At 61.6% G+C, this 15,759-nt stretch carries 15 protein-coding genes; 4 read left to right on the forward strand and 11 right to left on the reverse strand.

Features of this window, described 5'->3' with window-relative positions; genetic code table 11:
* Window positions 1-148 precede the first annotated feature (148 nt).
* The 4 genes from creD to PSH96_RS26865 are packed head-to-tail and all read right to left on the reverse strand — an operon-like array spanning window position 149 to window position 4,169.
* Complete coding sequence (gene creD, locus PSH96_RS26850) at window positions 149-1,501, reverse strand: cell envelope integrity protein CreD (protein ID WP_305456225.1); 1,353 nt, start codon at window positions 1,499-1,501, stop codon at window positions 149-151.
* Window positions 1,502-1,552: 51 nt separating this feature from the next.
* Entirely contained in the window at window positions 1,553-2,992 is a 1,440-nt protein-coding gene (gene creC / locus PSH96_RS26855) for a two-component system sensor histidine kinase CreC (RefSeq protein ID WP_305456228.1), read from the reverse strand.
* Window positions 2,992-3,660, reverse strand: coding sequence for a two-component system response regulator CreB (gene creB / locus PSH96_RS26860; RefSeq protein ID WP_305456230.1), 669 nt, complete (start codon window positions 3,658-3,660; stop codon window positions 2,992-2,994). Before creB ends, creC begins: the two co-directional genes overlap by 1 nt.
* Before the next feature lie 8 nt (window positions 3,661-3,668).
* Window positions 3,669-4,169 (reverse strand): ATP-dependent zinc protease, encoded by a 501-nt coding sequence (locus PSH96_RS26865; RefSeq protein WP_138813559.1) that lies wholly within the window; start codon window positions 4,167-4,169, stop codon window positions 3,669-3,671.
* Window positions 4,170-4,365: 196 nt separating this feature from the next.
* Between PSH96_RS26865 and PSH96_RS26870 the strand changes: the two genes are divergently transcribed.
* Entirely contained in the window at window positions 4,366-5,265 is a 900-nt protein-coding gene (locus PSH96_RS26870; RefSeq protein WP_305456232.1) for an acyltransferase, read from the forward strand.
* On the opposite strand, the gene PSH96_RS26875 is transcribed toward PSH96_RS26870, so the two are convergent.
* Window positions 5,262-5,834, reverse strand: coding sequence for a DUF2780 domain-containing protein (locus tag PSH96_RS26875; RefSeq protein ID WP_017138000.1), 573 nt, complete (start codon window positions 5,832-5,834; stop codon window positions 5,262-5,264). The genes PSH96_RS26870 and PSH96_RS26875 overlap by 4 nt on opposite strands.
* Before the next feature lie 151 nt (window positions 5,835-5,985).
* Here PSH96_RS26875 and PSH96_RS26880 point away from each other — a divergent pair, with 151 nt between their 5' ends.
* The 3 genes from PSH96_RS26880 (at window position 5,986) to PSH96_RS26890 (ending at window position 7,941) form a co-directional block, all read left to right on the forward strand.
* A complete protein-coding gene (locus PSH96_RS26880) occupies window positions 5,986-6,612 on the forward strand; it encodes a sigma-70 family RNA polymerase sigma factor (RefSeq protein WP_236460401.1) in 627 nt (208 codons plus the stop codon).
* On the forward strand, window positions 6,609-7,286 hold the full coding sequence (locus PSH96_RS26885) for an anti-sigma factor domain-containing protein (protein WP_305456238.1): 678 nt from the start codon (window positions 6,609-6,611) through the stop codon (window positions 7,284-7,286). Before PSH96_RS26880 ends, PSH96_RS26885 begins: the two co-directional genes overlap by 4 nt.
* A 394-nt stretch (window positions 7,287-7,680) precedes the next feature.
* A complete protein-coding gene (locus PSH96_RS26890; protein ID WP_017137997.1) occupies window positions 7,681-7,941 on the forward strand; it encodes a hypothetical protein in 261 nt (86 codons plus the stop codon).
* Window positions 7,942-7,995: 54 nt separating this feature from the next.
* Here PSH96_RS26890 and fdhA read toward each other — a convergent pair whose 3' ends face one another.
* The 6 genes from fdhA to PSH96_RS26920 form a co-directional block, all read right to left on the reverse strand.
* Window positions 7,996-9,195, reverse strand: coding sequence for a formaldehyde dehydrogenase, glutathione-independent (gene fdhA / locus PSH96_RS26895; RefSeq protein WP_017137993.1), 1,200 nt, complete (start codon window positions 9,193-9,195; stop codon window positions 7,996-7,998).
* Between the two features lie 186 nt (window positions 9,196-9,381).
* Window positions 9,382-10,239, reverse strand: a complete 858-nt coding sequence (gene purU, locus PSH96_RS26900; RefSeq protein ID WP_056857793.1) for a formyltetrahydrofolate deformylase — start codon at window positions 10,237-10,239, stop codon at window positions 9,382-9,384.
* Between the two features lie 177 nt (window positions 10,240-10,416).
* Window positions 10,417-11,049, reverse strand: coding sequence for a sarcosine oxidase subunit gamma (locus PSH96_RS26905; RefSeq protein ID WP_305456240.1), 633 nt, complete (start codon window positions 11,047-11,049; stop codon window positions 10,417-10,419).
* Window positions 11,050-11,172: 123 nt separating this feature from the next.
* Window positions 11,173-14,190, reverse strand: coding sequence for a sarcosine oxidase subunit alpha (locus PSH96_RS26910; protein ID WP_305456241.1), 3,018 nt, complete (start codon window positions 14,188-14,190; stop codon window positions 11,173-11,175).
* Window positions 14,187-14,489 (reverse strand): sarcosine oxidase subunit delta, encoded by a 303-nt coding sequence (locus PSH96_RS26915; protein WP_056857790.1) that lies wholly within the window; start codon window positions 14,487-14,489, stop codon window positions 14,187-14,189. Before PSH96_RS26915 ends, PSH96_RS26910 begins: the two co-directional genes overlap by 4 nt.
* Before the next feature lie 15 nt (window positions 14,490-14,504).
* Entirely contained in the window at window positions 14,505-15,755 is a 1,251-nt protein-coding gene (locus PSH96_RS26920) for a sarcosine oxidase subunit beta (RefSeq protein ID WP_010207084.1), read from the reverse strand.
* Between the last annotated feature and the right edge of the window lie 4 nt (window positions 15,756-15,759).

Genomic DNA, 15,759 nt, shown 5'->3' on the forward strand with positions numbered 1-15,759 from the left:
AGCGGTGTGTCAGTCACAGTAGTTCCAACAGAGCCACCGCCTTCGCGAGCAAGTCGAATCGTCGCACCGCCGCTCCCACATTGGATGATGGTGTTGTTGAGGAAGTTGATCATCCCATCCCGCACCTGCTGATCTTCACGCAACCCAATCATTGCGCCACCTCCCGAACCTTGCGTTTACCCACGCCATACCAATCCAGCTTGCGCGTCAGCACCATCACCGTACCCAGCAAACCAAACAGCAACAGCGAGCCCATCAGCAGCGCGTAATCCTCAGCGCTGAGCAGCCCGTACAACAAGCCATACAACGCCGCCAACCCCGCCGAAAAGCCCAGGCCATGCACAACACTGCGCAGCACGTGGCACACGTAAAAACCAATCAACAACACACAGGCACTCGCCGAGATCAGGTAGGCCAACGCAAAGCCCAGGTGTTCGGACAACGACAACAACAGCAGGTAGAAAAACGCCAAGGCAACGCCCACCAATGCGTACTGGATCGGGTGCACTGCGAGGTTCTTCAGCACTTCGAACAGGAAGAAACCGGCAAACGTCAGGGCGATAAACAGCAGCGCATATTTGATCGCGCGGTCGCTCTTGAGGTACTGGTCCACCGGGTCGATGAAGTTCACGCCAAAGCTGCGGTTGGTGAAGTCTTCACAGCCCTGGCGGTCCAGGCAGGTTTGCAGGGCTTGTTCGAGGTTGGTGGAGAAAAACGAGGTCTGCCAGTTGGCGCTGAAGCCCTTGTCGGTGACCTCTCGCTGCGCCGGCAGGAAGTTGCCGATAAAGCTTGGGTGCGGCCAGTTGGACGCAAGTGACACCTGGCTGGTCTTGCCCACCGGCACCACTTGCAACTGCTCGGTGCCTTGCAGGCGCAGGTCAAAAGCGAAGTCCACCACGCCCGGTTGTTTGCTGTCCTGCGCGGGCAGCGTCACATGCACGCCCTCGCCCAACCAGTCCACTTGCGAGCCTGGCGAGAACGCCAGGCGTTGGCTGCCCAGCTCAAGCTTCAGGGCGTTTTCGATGCCACGAATATCGCTGATACCCACCGCCAGAAACGCCGGCTCGAAACGGTAATCGGCAAAGTTTTCGGTAATGCCCAACTGCGCCGGCAACTCGAAACGCCCACTGATGCGGTTGTCTGCATGGAACAGTCGCGCCTGGTAGATGCCGCGCGCACGCAACTCGGTTTGCACCTTGCCGTCGAGTTCAAAACGGTCCGGCAGAAAATACAGACGGCCGCGCTCTTCTCGGGTTTCCTCGTAGCGTTTGTTGAGCTTTTCATTGAGTTTCCACTCGCGCACGGTCTTGCGATAGGGCACCACCATGACCGGGCCGGTAATGCGTTGGCTGTAGCTGGAGCTGCGGGCGATGTCCATCAGCACGCCGTCGCGCAGTTGCTGGCGGTCGCTGATGATGCCGTTGATCATCAGCAGCGGAATCAGCAACAGCAGGATCAGCAGCGCAATGGCGCCAAGTTTGAACAGCAGGCTTCGGTTCATGGGGCTCTCCCTGTTTTGATGGGCAGAGCGTGAGCCGCGCGTGTGGGCGCTTTATGTGGGCACTGTGGAGACTGTGTGGAGATGCAGCACCACTTGCACGCCGCCCTGCACATTGCCGATCTGCAATGCGCCGCCGTGCAGCTTCATCACTTCTTCGACAAAGTTGAGGCCCAGGCCGGTGCTTTTGCGCCCGCTGACCGGGCGTGGCAACGAGTAGAAACGCTCGCTCAGGCGCGGCAGGGCGTAGTCGGGAATCGGCGCGGCCTGATTGAACAGGCTGACCTGCACGTCGTTGTGTTGCGTCTGCGCGCTGAAGCGCAAGGTGCCGCCCGGCGGGGTGAAATCCAAGGCGTTATCCAGCAGGTTGCCCAGCGCCTGGCGCAGCAGAAAAGGCTCACCGAAGACCTTCACATCCGCCGCTATCGTCTGTTCAACCTGCAAGCCAGCGCCTTCGATTCGCGCACATTGAGCCTTGAGTACCTCGTCGACCAGGGCCGCCAACGGCATGCGGGTCTGTTCTTCCAAACCCTGGCGTTGCTCCACCTGGGCCAGGTTGAGCAGTCGCTCGATCAACTGCTGCAAGCGCGCGCTTTCGCTGTCGATATTGCCGACAAAACGTTGCTGCTGCTCGCGGCTCATATCGCCCTGCAGCAATTCCGCGGCGCCGCGAATAGCCGCCAGCGGGCTTTTCAATTCGTGGGTCAGGGTGTGCACGTAATGCTCGACGTAGGCCTTGCCTTCCAGCTGCGTGCGCATGTGCTCCACAGCGGTAGACAACTGCTTGAGTTCGCCGCCTCGGTAATGCGGCAACTCGGCACGTCGCCCTTCACTCACCGCCTGGGCATACGCCGTCAGCCGATGCAGCGCCACGCTCAGCCACCACGACAGCAGCGCGCCCAGCAGCAGGCCCAACACCACCAACCCGGCGCCGTACCACAGCAGGCGGTTCTCGGTGCGATCAATATAGGGCTGCAACGAGCTGTTGGGCTTGGCCACCGTCACTACACCGATGATCTTGCCGTTGTCACGGATCGGCGCGCCCACGTGCATCACCGACGTGTTGGGGTCATCCAGTTCACTGCGGGTGGAGCGGGCGCCGTACTCGCCGCGCAGAGTCAAATACACGTCGTTCCACTTGGAATAGTCCTGGCCCACCGCTTCGCCCGTGGAGTCGAGCAGCACGATGCCATTGGCGTCGGTCACATAAATGCGGTGGTTAACCTGATTTTTCGGCAGGCCCCAGATGGTCGCGCCAGGCTGGCGACTGCCATAGGCTTTGAGCAACTCGGGCCAGTGGCTTTGGCCGAGGGTGCCGTTCTTTACGTCCAACCTCAGGATCTCGGCCAGCAAGTTGGCCGTGTCCACCAGGGTTTCTTCGGTGGACTGGCGCACGCCGGGGCGGATTTCCTTCATCACCGTGTTGAGCACAAAATAACCAGTAAGGCCGATAAACAGCGCATACACCAGGAAGATCCGCAGCCCCAGGCGCATCAGCTATGGCTCGGGCTGTAGCTGTAGCCGAGGCCGCGATGGGTCTGGATCGGCTCGGCATCCGCCGCAATACCGCGCAGTTTGCTGCGCAGGCTTTTGATATGGCTGTCGATATTGCGCTCATAGCCGGCATCGGCCGGCACGCCCACCGCGTCGAGCAATTGCTCGCGGCTGAACACCCGTTCGGGCTGCTCCAGCAGGCTTTGCAGCAGGCGGAATTCATGCCGCGTAAGGCTTAAAGCCTGGCCGCGATAACTGATCTGCATGCGCTCCAGGTCGACCTGGAACACGGCGGGCGCGGCGCCGGGACCGACGCGTTTGAGAATCGCCCGAACCCGCGCCGCCACTTCCCGTGGGCTGAACGGCTTGACCACATAATCGTCGGCGCCGATCTCCAGGCCCACCACGCGGTCGATCTCGCCATCGCGCGCACTGAGGAACATCACCGGCACTTCGCTGAAGCGGCGCAGTTGCTTGCAGGTTTCAAAGCCGCTGATGTCCGGCAGGCCGATGTCGAGGATGATCAGGTCGGCAGGCGTCTGGCGTTGATGGGCCAGCGCCTCCTGGCCAAGGCTCAGCCAGGTGGTGGTGAAACCCTCGCCTTGCAGGGCAAAGATCAGCGTATCGGCTATCGCCGCTTCGTCTTCGACAATCAGGATGTGCGGCATAGGCTCAATCAGCAGTCTGGTTTGTCGGCCGTGTAGCGACGGGCCGGGTTTACCGCCGCGCCGAACTCACGCAGGGCCTTGGCGCCGATCAGCAGCGGGTAGTTGAAGCTGCTGCGGTCGGTGAGGTTGACCTCCACGGTGCGCTTGACGTTGCCCAGGCACATTTCCAGGTCGATCACCGGGCGCTTGGCCACAGTGGCTTCGTCCTTGTCGTCGTCCTCGTCGGCGCGGCTTTTGATTTTGCTGATGCGCGAGACTTTGTGCTCGTAGACCTTGTCGCTGGCGTCCTTGCCGCCGAGGCGGAAGCGCACCCAGTCATCGCCATCGCGCTGGAAGGTTTCGATGTTGCGGGCCGACAGCGAGGCGGTGAGCGCGCCGGTGTCCATCTTGGCCTTGAAGGTTTGGCCGATCTCCGGCAGTTGGATGTATTCGTAGCGACCGTAGAGGGTCGGTTCGGCGGCCATGACGGGCACGGCAGCCAGGGCGAGCAAGGCAAGGAGCAGTTTCACGAAGTGATTTCCTTGAAAAGAAGTAGGCGGATTCTAGACCGCAAAAGCGTTGTTTAGTTAGATCGTTCCCACGCTCTGCGCGGGAATGCAGCTCTGGACGCTCCGCGTCAGCTCACATTCGTGCGGCAATTTGCGATTTGGCCTCTAGACTCAGCTTGCTTATCATGGCCCGTCCACCCGACTCCAAGAGTTACTTATGCGCCGCCTGCTCACCGGCTGTTTTGTCACACTGCTGTTATTGCTCAACACCCTGGTGCTGTTCGGCCCGTTGATGGTGTTTGCCCTGCTCAAGCTGGTGGCACCTGGCCGCTTTCGCGACTATGCCTCCCGGGCCGTGATGTGGATCGCCGAGACCTGGGCCGAGATCGACAAGCTGATTTTCGCGCTGTGCATCCCCACCCAATGGGACATTCGCGGCGGCGACGAGCTACGCGGCGACACCTCCTACCTGGTGATCAGCAACCACCAGTCCTGGGTCGACATTCCCGCACTGATCCAGGCACTGAACCGGCGCACGCCGTTCTTCAAATTCTTCCTGAAAAAAGAGCTGATCTGGGTGCCGTTCCTGGGCCTGGCCTGGTGGGCGCTGGATTACCCATTCATGAAGCGCTACACCAAGGCATTCCTGGCCAGGCACCCGGAGCTGGCGGGGCAGGATTTGAAGATCACCAAAGAGGCCTGCGAGCTGTTCAAGCGCCAGCCAGTGACGGTGGTCAATTACCTCGAAGGCACGCGCTTCAGCGAGGCCAAACGCAAACAGCAGGAATCGCCCTTTACCCGGCTGCTCAAGCCCAAGGCGGGGGGCGTGGCGTTTGTGCTGGCGGCGATGGGTGAGCAACTGGACGCGGTGCTGGATGTGACCGTGGTTTATCCATCTCAACAGCATCAGCAAAAAACACCGGGGTTCTGGGACTTGATCTGCGGCACAGTGCCGAAGGTGATCATTGATATCCGCACCCGTGAGCTGGACCCGGCGTTGTGGCAAGGGGATTACGAGAATGATCCGGCGTTTCGCCAGACCGTCCAGAACTGGGTGAACCAGCTCTGGATGGAGAAGGATGCGCGCATCGAGCAACTGCGCGCAGAGTCGCGTTAGCTGCCTGTGCCCCAGGCCGAGGCCAGCTTGCCCAGCACCGACTCGCTGGCGCCCTGGCCGCCCAGGTACTTGAGGATCACCGGGGCAAATTGGCTGACCATGCCACTGTCCATGCCCAACGCGCTAAAGGCGGTGTTCAAGTCGTTGGTGCTCTTCACGTTACCCAGCAAGCCGTCCAGGCCGCTGGTTTTGCTGCCGCCACTCTGGCCGAGCATCCCGCTCAAGGCGCCGAGGCTGCCCAGGGAGTTGCTGCCCGAGAGTTGATCCAGGCCCGGTACGCTCTTGCCCAGTTGCGAATAGTCGGTGCCGCTCAGTTTGTTCTTGGCCAGGCCCAGCATCGCGCCGGTGCCGCCCACGGCTTGTTCGGGGGTGATGTTCAGTTGCGAGGTCAGGGCGCTCAGCAGGCCGGCGGTCTCAGAGCTAGGCGCTGCAGCCGCCGCCTTGTTGTTGCTGCCCTGGGCACCGGAGACGGCATTGGCCACGTCACCGAGGCTGAAACCTGCGGCAAACACCGGGCTGGCGGCCACGGTCAACAGGCATGACAGGGCAAAACCGCGTGAAATCTTCATCAAGACAACCTCTGAATGTAGGAGCTAAAAGCACGCGTTTGACTGACAGTCCCGAAGGAATGTTCCCACCTGCAGATTAGTTCAGAAAAATCTGCATCCAACTGTTCCCCGCGTGCGTATATCCCACAAGCGCCGCCCGGAGTCGGATGGAATGAATGCTCAAGCTGGACTACCCTCTGCCTACCGTGCGCAGTCCCGTCGCCCTCGAACGAGAGCCTGGAGAAGCCCTATTTCCATTCATGATGCTGACCCGTTGCAGCCCTTGCTGGCCCAATGTGCCCTGGGCAACCGACAGGCGTTCGAGACCCTTTACCGCAGTGTTTCGCCACGGCTGCACGGTGTCGCGTTTCGTTTCATGGGGCGCGCAGACCTGGCCGAAGAAGTGCTGCAGGAGGCCTTTGTGCGTATCTGGTACAACGCTTCGCGCTACGAGGCCCATTTGGCCGCGCCGATGACCTGGATGGTCAACATCACCCGCAACTTGGCCATCGACCAATTGCGCAAACACCGCGAACAGCCATTAGCTGAGGGCCAGCAAGACGCCATGCTCGACGACAGCCCCAGCGCCTACGAACAGCTCGACAGTGAGCGCGAAGCCCGCGCCCTCAACCGCTGCCTCGACACCCTCGACGGTATGCAACGCCAATCAATCAGCGTGGCTTACTTCCAGGGCCTGTCGTGCTCGGAACTGGCCGACCACTTGGCGGCGCCCCTGGGCTCGGTCAAATCCTGGATTCGCCGCGGCATGGAGCGCCTGCGCAGGTGCCTTGAATCATGAACTACCAAACCACCACCCTGCGCCGCGCCCTCGCTGCCGATTACGCCATCGGGCTGATGCCCGCCACTGCCCGTCGGCGCTTTGAAAACCTGCTGCTGGACGATGCCGCGCTGCGCGTCGAACTCGGCCATTGGCAGGATGCCCTCGCCAGCCTGACTGGCGCCGTGCCCGAGCGGCCGGTGCCGGATCATGTGTGGGCAGGCATCAAGGCACGCATTGAGCCGCAAGTGCTGCACGTGCCGGCGAAGAAACCATTCTGGATGAGTTTCCGACTGCTGGCCGCTGCCTGCGCGATCGTCGTGGCGGTGTTGGTGGGCGTGCTGTATCAGCGGGACATCGGCGCCGAATACAACGCCACGTTGGTCGCGGCCAACCAGCAGCCGGCGTTGCAGGTGCAGGCGTTTGGCGATCACCTGCAAGTGGAGCCGCTGACGTTGGCGGCTGTAGAGCCGACGCGTGCCCTGGAACTGTGGGTCATTGCGGCCGGTGGCAAACCCGTCTCCCTGGGCTTGGTGCCCACCTCGGGTAAAGGCCGAATCGAGCTGAGCAAGGAACAGCAAGCGCTGCTGACTGCACCCGCGACCCTGGCCGTCAGCCTGGAGCCAGAAGGTGGTTCACCGACCGGGCAACCCACCGGACCGGTGCTGTATCAAGGCGCACTGGCCTCTCGCTGACACAACTCAATCAATGTGGGAGCTGGCTTGCCTGCGATGGCGGTGGGTCAGCCAAGGATAAGTTGACTGGCCCGCCGCCATCGCAGGCAAGCCAGCTCCCACATTTGAGCTTCATTGGCCGAGCGACTTGCTCCCGGCGGAGGATGGCGCTTATAGTTCGGCGGTCGTCCATATGGCGACACGGGTTTGGCGACTCGGGTGAATGGTGCAAAAGCTTCTGCTTTTTTGCAGGTTCTTTTGCGTCCGCAATAGCTGCTTTCATGGTGGCTGTGCGCGGGAGACCTTCGGGTCTGCCGGTTCCATTCCCGGTTCGCCAACCTGCGTACAGCTGCCACCCATTCGTTTGGCGACGAATAAGTGTGTAGCCCACTTCTACTTGAATGGGTTTTAAAACATGAACCGATACATGCCGCTCACCGGCCACGACGCCACCACGCCCTCCCTGCTCATCGACACCCAAGTCCCACTCGACGTGCTCCACGACGCCGCCGTCTACCGCATCCGCGCGGTCACCCAAGTCATGGAAAACCTGGCGTTTCGCGAAGGCCTGAACACCGACAACCTTGTCCTCCAGGACTTCGCCCTGCTCTGCGCCATTCCATTGCGCGATGGCTGTGATCTGCTGGATGTGATCAGCCGGCGCCTACAGGCCTAAACACCAGATACAAAAAGGGCGACCCACAGGTCGCCCTTTTATTTGCCCCAAGCCTTACGCCGCACTAAACATCTTATGCGGATCAATCACAAACTTCTTCGGCACACCCGCATCAAACTCGCCGTACCCACGTGGCGCGTCATCCAGGCTGATCACCTGCACACCGACGATTTCCGCAATGTTGATACGGTCCCACATGATCGCCTGCATCAGTGCGCGGTTGTACTTCATCACCGGGGTTTGCCCGGTGTGGAAGCTGTGGGATTTGGCCCAGCCCAGGCCAAAGCGAATGCTCAGGCTGCCCATTTTTGCGGCGGCGTCCACAGCACCCGGGTCTTCGGTAACGTAGAGGCCAGGGATACCGATTTTGCCCGCCACGCGCACCACGCCCATCAGCGAGTTGAGCACGGTGGCCGGGGCTTCGGCCTTGGCGCCTTCATGGCCGTGGCCACGGGCTTCGAAGCCTACGGCGTCTACCGCGCAGTCCACTTCCGGCTCGCCCAGCAATGCAGCGATTTGTTCGTGCAGCGGGGTGTCTTTGGACAGGTCGGCAATCTCGAAACCCTGGGCCTTGGCGTGGGCCAGGCGGATTGGGTTGACGTCGCCGATGATCACTACCGCTGCGCCGAGCAGGCGTGCGGAAGCAGCAGCGGCCAGGCCGACCGGGCCGGCGCCTGCGATGTAGACGGTGCTGCCTGGGCCAACGCCGGCAGTGACGGCGCCGTGGTAGCCAGTCGGCAGGATGTCGGAGAGGCAGGTCAGGTCACGGATTTTCTCCATGGCCTTGTCGCGGTCCGGCAGTTTGAGCAGGTTGAAGTCGGCATACGGCACCAGCACGTATTCGGCCTGGCCGCCGGTCCAGTCGCCCATGTCGACGTAGCCGTAAGCGCCACCGGCACGGGCCGGGTTGACGGTGAGGCACACGCCGGTGTGTTGCTCTTTGCACGAGCGGCAACGGCCGCACGCCACGTTGAATGGCACCGACACCAGATCACCGATCTTCAGGTTCTCGACGTCGCTGCCCTTCTCGATCACTTCGCCGGTGATTTCATGCCCCAGTACCAGGCCGGTCTGGGCAGTGGTGCGGCCGCGCACCATGTGTTGGTCGGAGCCGCAGATGTTGGTGGAGACCACGCGCAGGATGACGCCGTGCTCAATCTTCCTGCCACGGGGGTCCTGCATTTTGGGATAGTCGATTTTCTGTACTTCGACCTTGCCGTTGCCGAGATACACGACACCACGATTACCAGACATGCTTTCACCTCGCTGTTGTTTTTATGGAACCGCGTCGCCCAGGCAGGCGGCGCGTTTAAGTGCTCGGGTACAGATGCTGTTTCCTTGTGTTGTTGCTGATGGCCTCATCGCAGGCAAGCCAGCTCCCACATTTGAAAGTATTCACAAGTCAAAATGTGGGAGCTGGCTTGCCTGCGATGGCGGCCGTCAGAGCACCACCGTTCGATTGGCGTTCAAAAACACCCGCCGCTCAATGTGATACCCCACCGCCCGGGCCAGTGTCAGCCCTTCAATATCGCGCCCCTTGGCAATCAAATCCTCGGGATAGTGGCTGTGGTCCACCACCTCCACGCCCTGGGCGATGATCGGGCCTTCATCCAGATCGTTGTTGATGTAATGCGCCGTGGCGCCCACCAGTTTCACGCCCTTGTTGTACGCCTGGTGATATGGCTTGGCGCCCTTGAACCCCGGCAGCAACGAGTGGTGAATGTTGATGGCCTTGCCATCGAGCTTGCGGCACAGCTCCGGCGACAGCACTTGCATATAGCGCGCAAGAATCACCAGTTCGGCGCCGGTTTCTTCAATCACTTGCCACACCTGACGCTCCTGGGACGGCTTGTCGTTGGGGTCGAGGGGGAAATGGTAGTAGGGAATCTGGTGCCAGTCGGCCAAAGGTTTCAAATCAGGGTGGTTGGACACCACCGCGACCACGTCCATCGACAGTTGGCCGATGCGCTGGCGGTACAACAAATCGTTGAGGCAGTGATCGGCCTTGGACACCATGATCACCACTTTTGGCCGGTAGTTCGGCGCCGTCAGCTCGAAGATCATGCCAAAGGCTTCACCGCGCGTGGCCAGGCCATCGCGGAAAGCCTGCTCGTCAAAACCCTCGGGCTGACGGAATTCCACGCGAATAAAAAACCGGCCCGAAAGGCGGTCATCGAACGAATGGTGCTCGGTGACGTAGCAGCCCTGCTCGAACAGGTAGCGGGTGACCGCGTCCACCGTGCCGAGCACGCTGGGGCAGTCGGCGGTCAAAATCCATGTATCGGGTGCGCGGCTCATACTGAAATCCTCAGGCCTTTGTGGCGAGGGGGCTTGCCCCCGTTGGGCTGCGAAGCAGCCCTGAAACCAGCAAACTCGGTGGTCTCAGGAAAATGCAGTGCGTTCATTGGGACCGCTGCGCGCTCCAACGGGGGCAAGCCCCCTCGCCACAACAGCCCTCTCGCCACGAAATTTTGATTAGGCTTGAACGCTCAGGCCAAACTCAGCCGAGGCATCCTGCAACCACAACCACCAGTAATCCGAAAAGCTGCGACGAATCAGCAGTTCCCAGGTGTCTTCAGCCGTGTGACGGATCACCAACTGCGACTTGGCGAACACAGTTCCCACCGCCTTGCCCACAGGGAAGTTGTTGGGGTGCACGTCGTAGCTGGTGGACTTCATCAGCACGTCGCGCACATTAGGGCCGCTGAGTTCGAGGATCTGCTGGCCGCCGCTGACGTTAACGATCTGGATATGCAGCTCGCCCAGGGCAGCACGCAGGTTTTGTTCGGCGGCAAATTCTTCGCCGCTTGGCACGATCAACAGCCACTCGTCCGGGCCAAGCCATTGCAGGCTGGTTTCGCCTTTGCCGATGACCTGGAGTGCGCCGGGCAGTTCGATGCCGAGGGCTTTGTGCACACCGGCAGCGAATGCGGCGTCATGGCCATCGCCACGAATCGTCAGGTGGCCGAGGAGTTTCTTTTCACGCACGGTCACGCCGGCGTTCTTGCGGCCCTTGCCGACCAGGCTGGCGAGGTCGGCATGGTGCAGCGACGACTCGGCCTTGGCGCCGGCGGTAGGGCGTTGTTGGTAAACATTGGCTGCTGTCATAAAGCACCTGTCTGAATTCTGTGGTGACTGCTCTGGCCTCATCGCGGGCAAGCCCGGCTCCCACAGGGGAACGCATTCCAAATGTGGGAGCTGGCTTGCCTGCGATGCAGGCGCCTCGATCTATCAGATGTTCTGCCGCTCGCCTTTCGGGTCAAAGAACACCGAGGACACAATCTCTGCCTCGATCACGCTGCCATCCGCCTGCGGTGAGAACACTCGCTCACCCATACGCTTCAAGCCACCCTTGACCACCGCCATCGCAAACGAATAACCCAGCGAGTTGTGCGCATAGCTTGAGGTCACGTGACCGACCATCTTCATCGGGATCGACTGTTTAGGGTCGAACACCAATTGCGCGCCTTCCGGCAGCCATACATTCGGGTCAATCGGCTTCAAGCCCACCAGCTGCTTACGCTCTTCACGCACGCAGTCTTCACGGTTCATCCCGCGCCAGCCGATCCACGAGAACGGTTTGGTGCGGCCTACGCACCAGCCCATGTTCAGGTCGTCCGGGGTCATCGAGCCGTCGGTGTCTTGCCCGACGATGATGAAACCCTTCTCGGCGCGCAGTACGTGCATGGTCTCGGTGCCGTACGGCGTCAGGTTGTACTTCTTGCCGGCCGCAACGATCTGTTCGAGTACGCCCATGGCATAGTCGGCCTGCACGTTGACTTCATACGACAGCTCGCCGGTAAACGAGATACGGAACACCCGCGCCGGTACGCCGCCAACCAGGCCTTCTTTCCAGGTCATGAACGGGAAGCCGTCCTTGTCCAGGTCGATGTCGGTAACTTCCGCCAGCAGCTTGCGGCTGTTGGGGCCGGACAAGGTCATGGTTGCCCAGTGGTCGGTGACCGAAGTGAAGTACACCTTGAGGTCTGGCCACTCGGTCTGCTGGTAGATTTCCAGCCACTGGAGTACGCGTGCCGCGCCGCCGGTGGTGGTGGTCATCAGGAAGTGGTTGTCGGCCAGGCAGGCGGTCACGCCGTCGTCGAAGACCATGCCGTCTTCCTTGCACATCAGGCCGTAGCGCGCCTTGCCCACGTCGAGCTTGGTCCAGGCGTTGCTGTAGATGCGGTTGAGAAACTCGCGGGCATCCGGGCCTTGAATGTCGATCTTGCCGAGGGTGGATGCATCCAGCAGGCCGACGCTGTCGCGCACGGCCAGGCATTCGCGCTTCACGGCGGCGTGCAGGTCTTCACCGTTACGCGGGAAGTACCAAGGGCGTTTCCATTGGCCGACATCTTCAAACTCGGCGCCGTTCTTAACGTGCCAGGCTTGCAGCGCGGTGTAGCGCACCGGCTCGAAAATGTGCCCACAGTGACGGCCCGCCACGGCGCCGAAGGTCACCGGCGTGTAGTTGGGGCGGAACATGGTGGTGCCCATCTGCGGGATGGTCACGTTCAGCGAGCGGGCCGCAATGGCCAGGCCGTTGACGTTGCCGAGCTTGCCCTGATCAGTGCCGAAGCCCAGCGCGGTGTAGCGTTTGACGTGCTCGACCGACTCGAACCCTTCGCGGGTCGCCAGCTCAATCGCAGCAGCGGTGACGTCGTTTTGCAGGTCGACAAATTGCTTCGGCGCCCGTGCGGTCGGCTTGTCATGGGGCACCTGGTAAATGCCCAGGGTCGGCTCTTCCAGACGGCTCAAGGCTTTTGGCAGCGTGCCTTCCACCGGCGCAAACCCGGCTTCGCTGGCCGCGCGCACGCCGCCTTCAAAACCATCGGCCAGGGAATCGCCGAGGCCGTAGACGCCATTGATACCGCCGACGCACACACGTTTTTGCGGGGCTTCACCCGGTACAAAACCGAGGATGTCTTCACGCCAGGTCGGCTTGCCGCCCAGGTGCGAAGCCAGGTGAACCACTGGGCTGTAGCCGCCGGAGCTGGCCACCAGGTCGCAGTCCAGCCACTCGCCGGGGCTGGTGACTTTGTGTGCTTTGACGTCAATCGCCGCCACACGCGCAGCGGTCACGTGTTTGCTGCCACGGGCTTCGATCACGGCGCTGCCGGTGAGGATGCGAATACCTTTGGCGCGGGCTTCTTCCACCAGCGCGCCGCGTGGGTTGTGACGCACATCTGCCACGGCGACCACTTGCAGGCCCGCATCGAGCCAGTCCAGCGCGACGCGGTAGGCGTGGTCGTTGTTGGTCGACAGCACCAGTTTTTTGCCGGGTGCCACGCCATAGCGGCGCACGTAGGTGGAGACCGCACCGGCGAGCATATTGCCCGGCACGTCGTTGTTGCCGTACACCAGCGGACGCTCGCACGCACCGGTCGCCAGCACCACACGCTTGGCGCGCACACGGTGGATGCGCTGGCGCACCTGGCCGATGGGCGCACGGTCACCGAGGTGGTCGGTGAGGCGTTCGTGGATGGTCAGGAAATTGTGGTCGTGGTAGCCGTTGACGGTGGCACGCGGCAGCAGCACCACGTCCGGCAGGGCTTTGAGTTCTGCGATCACATTGGCAACCCACTCGGCCGCCGGCTTGCCGTCGAGGCTTTCACGCGAGTCCAGCAAGGAGCCGCCGAATTCTTCCTGTTCGTCCGCAATGATCACGCGGGCACCGCTGCGCGCAGCGGCCAGTGCAGCGGCCAGGCCAGCAGGGCCGGCGCCCACAATCAGCACGTCGCAGTGGCGGTTGAAGTTGTCGTAGGTGTCCGGGTCGTTCTCGGTTGGCGAGCGGCCAAGGCCTGCAGCCTTACGAATGTACTTCTCGTAGGTCATCCAGAACGATTGCGGGTACATGAAGGTTTTGTAGTAGAAGCCCGGCGGCATCAGCTTGCCGCCGACCTTGCCGAGAATGCCCATCACGTCATTGTTGACGTTCGGCCAGCCGTTGGTGCTGGTGGCGACCAAACCCTGGTACAGCGCCTGTTGCGTGGCGCGCACGTTGGGAATCTGGGTGGCTTCGGTGGCGCCGATCTGCAGCACTGCGTTCGGCTCTTCGGCGCCGGCGGCAAAGATGCCGCGTGGGCGCGAATACTTGAAGCTGCGGCCGATGATGTCAACGCCATTGGCCAGCAATGCTGCGGCCAGGGTGTCGCCCTCAAAGCCTTTGTAGCTCTGGCCGTTGAAGGTAAACGTCAGGGCTTTGTTGCGGTCGATGCGACCACCGTTGGACAGGCGATTGATCTGGCTCATACCTTCTCTCCAGAAGCCTTGGCGGTGAATTGCGGCTTGCTGCCAATCTTGTAGGTTTCAAGAATTTCGTAGGTCAGGGTGTCGCGGGTGGCGTTGAAGTACTGACGGCAACCGGCGGCGTGAATCCACAGTTCGTGGTGCAGCCCACGAGGGTTGTCACGGAAGAACATGTAGTCGCCCCACTCTTCATCGGTGCAGGCATTCGGGTCCAGCGGGCGCGGGATGTGCGCTTGGCCGGACGCGTGGAATTCCTCTTCGGAGCGCAGTTCGCCACAGTGAGGACAGAAGATATGCAACATAGGGAATTTCTCCTGTTAGTGGGCGACGGCCGCAGCGCCGTGTTCGTCGATCAACGCACCGTTGTGGAAACGGTCGATGGAAAAAGGCGCAGCCAATGGGTGCATTTCACCCTTGGCCAGGCTGGCGGCAAACACGTTGCCTGAGCCCGGCGTGGCCTTGAAACCACCGGTGCCCCAACCGCAGTTGAAGAACATGTTCGGCACCGGCGTCTTGGAGATGATCGGGCAGGCGTCCGGCGTGGTGTCGACGATGCCGCCCCACTGACGGTTCATGCGCACCCGCGACAGCACCGGGAACATCTCGACGATGGCCTGGATGGTGTGTTCGATCACCGGGTACGAGCCGCGCTGGCCGTAGCCGTTGTAGCCGTCGATACCGGCGCCGATCACCAAGTCGCCCTTGTCGGACTGGCTGATGTAACCGTGCACGGCGTTAGACATGATCACGCTGTCGATAATCGGCTTGATCGGCTCGGACACCAGCGCTTGCAGCGGGTGGGATTCGATCGGCAGGCGGAAACCAGCCAGCGAAGCCATATGCCCGGAGTTACCGGCAGTGACCACACCGACGCGCTTGGCGCCGATAAAACCCTTGTTGGTTTCGACGCCGATGCACACGCCGTTTTCCTTGCGAAAGCCGATCACTTCGGTCTGCTGGATCAAGTCCACGCCGAGTGCGTCAGCCGCACGGGCAAAGCCCCAGGCCACGGCATCGTGACGGGCCACGCCGCCGCGCCGTTGCACGGTGGCGCCGAGTACCGGGTAGCGGGTGTTTTTTGAGCAGTCGAGGTACGGAATCTCGTCGGCCACTTGTTTGGCATTGAGCAGTTCGCCGTCCACACCGTTGAGGCGGTTGGCGCTCACGCGGCGCTCCGAATCCCGAATGTCTTGCAGGGTGTGGCACAGGTTGTAGACGCCGCGCTGGGAGAACATCACGTTGTAGTTCAGGTCCTGGGACAGGCCTTCCCACAGTTTCATCGCGTGTTCGTACAGGTGCGCCGACTCGTCCCACAGGTAGTTGGAACGCACGATGGTGGTGTTGCGCGCGGTGTTACCGCCGCCCAGCCAGCCTTTCTCGACCACGGCCACGTTGGTGATGCCGTGTTCTTTGGCCAAATAGTAAGCCGTCGCCAGACCATGCCCGCCGCCGCCGACGATAACCACGTCGTAGACCTTTTTCGGTGTGGGCGTGCGCCACATCTTCTGCCAGTTTTCGTGGTGGCTGAGTGAGTGCTTGAAGAGGCCGAAGCCCGAGTAGCGTTGCATAGTC

Source organism: Pseudomonas sp. FP2338, from assembly GCF_030687515.1.
In the GTDB taxonomy this organism is placed as follows: domain Bacteria; phylum Pseudomonadota; class Gammaproteobacteria; order Pseudomonadales; family Pseudomonadaceae; genus Aquipseudomonas; species Aquipseudomonas salomonii.

What these genes read in the sequence shown, in the direction of transcription:
- creD (WP_305456225.1), bottom strand. Translation starts at nt 1,501, where the DNA reads ATGAACCGAAGCCTGCTGTTCAAACTTGGCGCCATTGCGCTGCTGATC.
- creC (WP_305456228.1), bottom strand. Translation starts at nt 2,992, where the DNA reads ATGCGCCTGGGGCTGCGGATCTTCCTGGTGTATGCGCTGTTTATCGGC.
- creB (WP_305456230.1), bottom strand. Translation starts at nt 3,660, where the DNA reads ATGCCGCACATCCTGATTGTCGAAGACGAAGCGGCGATAGCCGATACG.
- PSH96_RS26870 (WP_305456232.1), top strand. Translation starts at nt 4,366, where the DNA reads ATGCGCCGCCTGCTCACCGGCTGTTTTGTCACACTGCTGTTATTGCTC.
- PSH96_RS26875 (WP_017138000.1), bottom strand. Translation starts at nt 5,834, where the DNA reads ATGAAGATTTCACGCGGTTTTGCCCTGTCATGCCTGTTGACCGTGGCC.
- PSH96_RS26880 (WP_236460401.1), top strand. Translation starts at nt 5,986, where the DNA reads ATGAATGCTCAAGCTGGACTACCCTCTGCCTACCGTGCGCAGTCCCGT.
- PSH96_RS26885 (WP_305456238.1), top strand. Translation starts at nt 6,609, where the DNA reads ATGAACTACCAAACCACCACCCTGCGCCGCGCCCTCGCTGCCGATTAC.
- PSH96_RS26890 (WP_017137997.1), top strand. Translation starts at nt 7,681, where the DNA reads ATGAACCGATACATGCCGCTCACCGGCCACGACGCCACCACGCCCTCC.
- fdhA (WP_017137993.1), bottom strand. Translation starts at nt 9,195, where the DNA reads ATGTCTGGTAATCGTGGTGTCGTGTATCTCGGCAACGGCAAGGTCGAA.
- purU (WP_056857793.1), bottom strand. Translation starts at nt 10,239, where the DNA reads ATGAGCCGCGCACCCGATACATGGATTTTGACCGCCGACTGCCCCAGC.
- PSH96_RS26905 (WP_305456240.1), bottom strand. Translation starts at nt 11,049, where the DNA reads ATGACAGCAGCCAATGTTTACCAACAACGCCCTACCGCCGGCGCCAAG.
- PSH96_RS26910 (WP_305456241.1), bottom strand. Translation starts at nt 14,190, where the DNA reads ATGAGCCAGATCAATCGCCTGTCCAACGGTGGTCGCATCGACCGCAAC.
- PSH96_RS26915 (WP_056857790.1), bottom strand. Translation starts at nt 14,489, where the DNA reads ATGTTGCATATCTTCTGTCCTCACTGTGGCGAACTGCGCTCCGAAGAG.
- PSH96_RS26920 (WP_010207084.1), bottom strand. Translation starts at nt 15,755, where the DNA reads ATGCAACGCTACTCGGGCTTCGGCCTCTTCAAGCACTCACTCAGCCAC.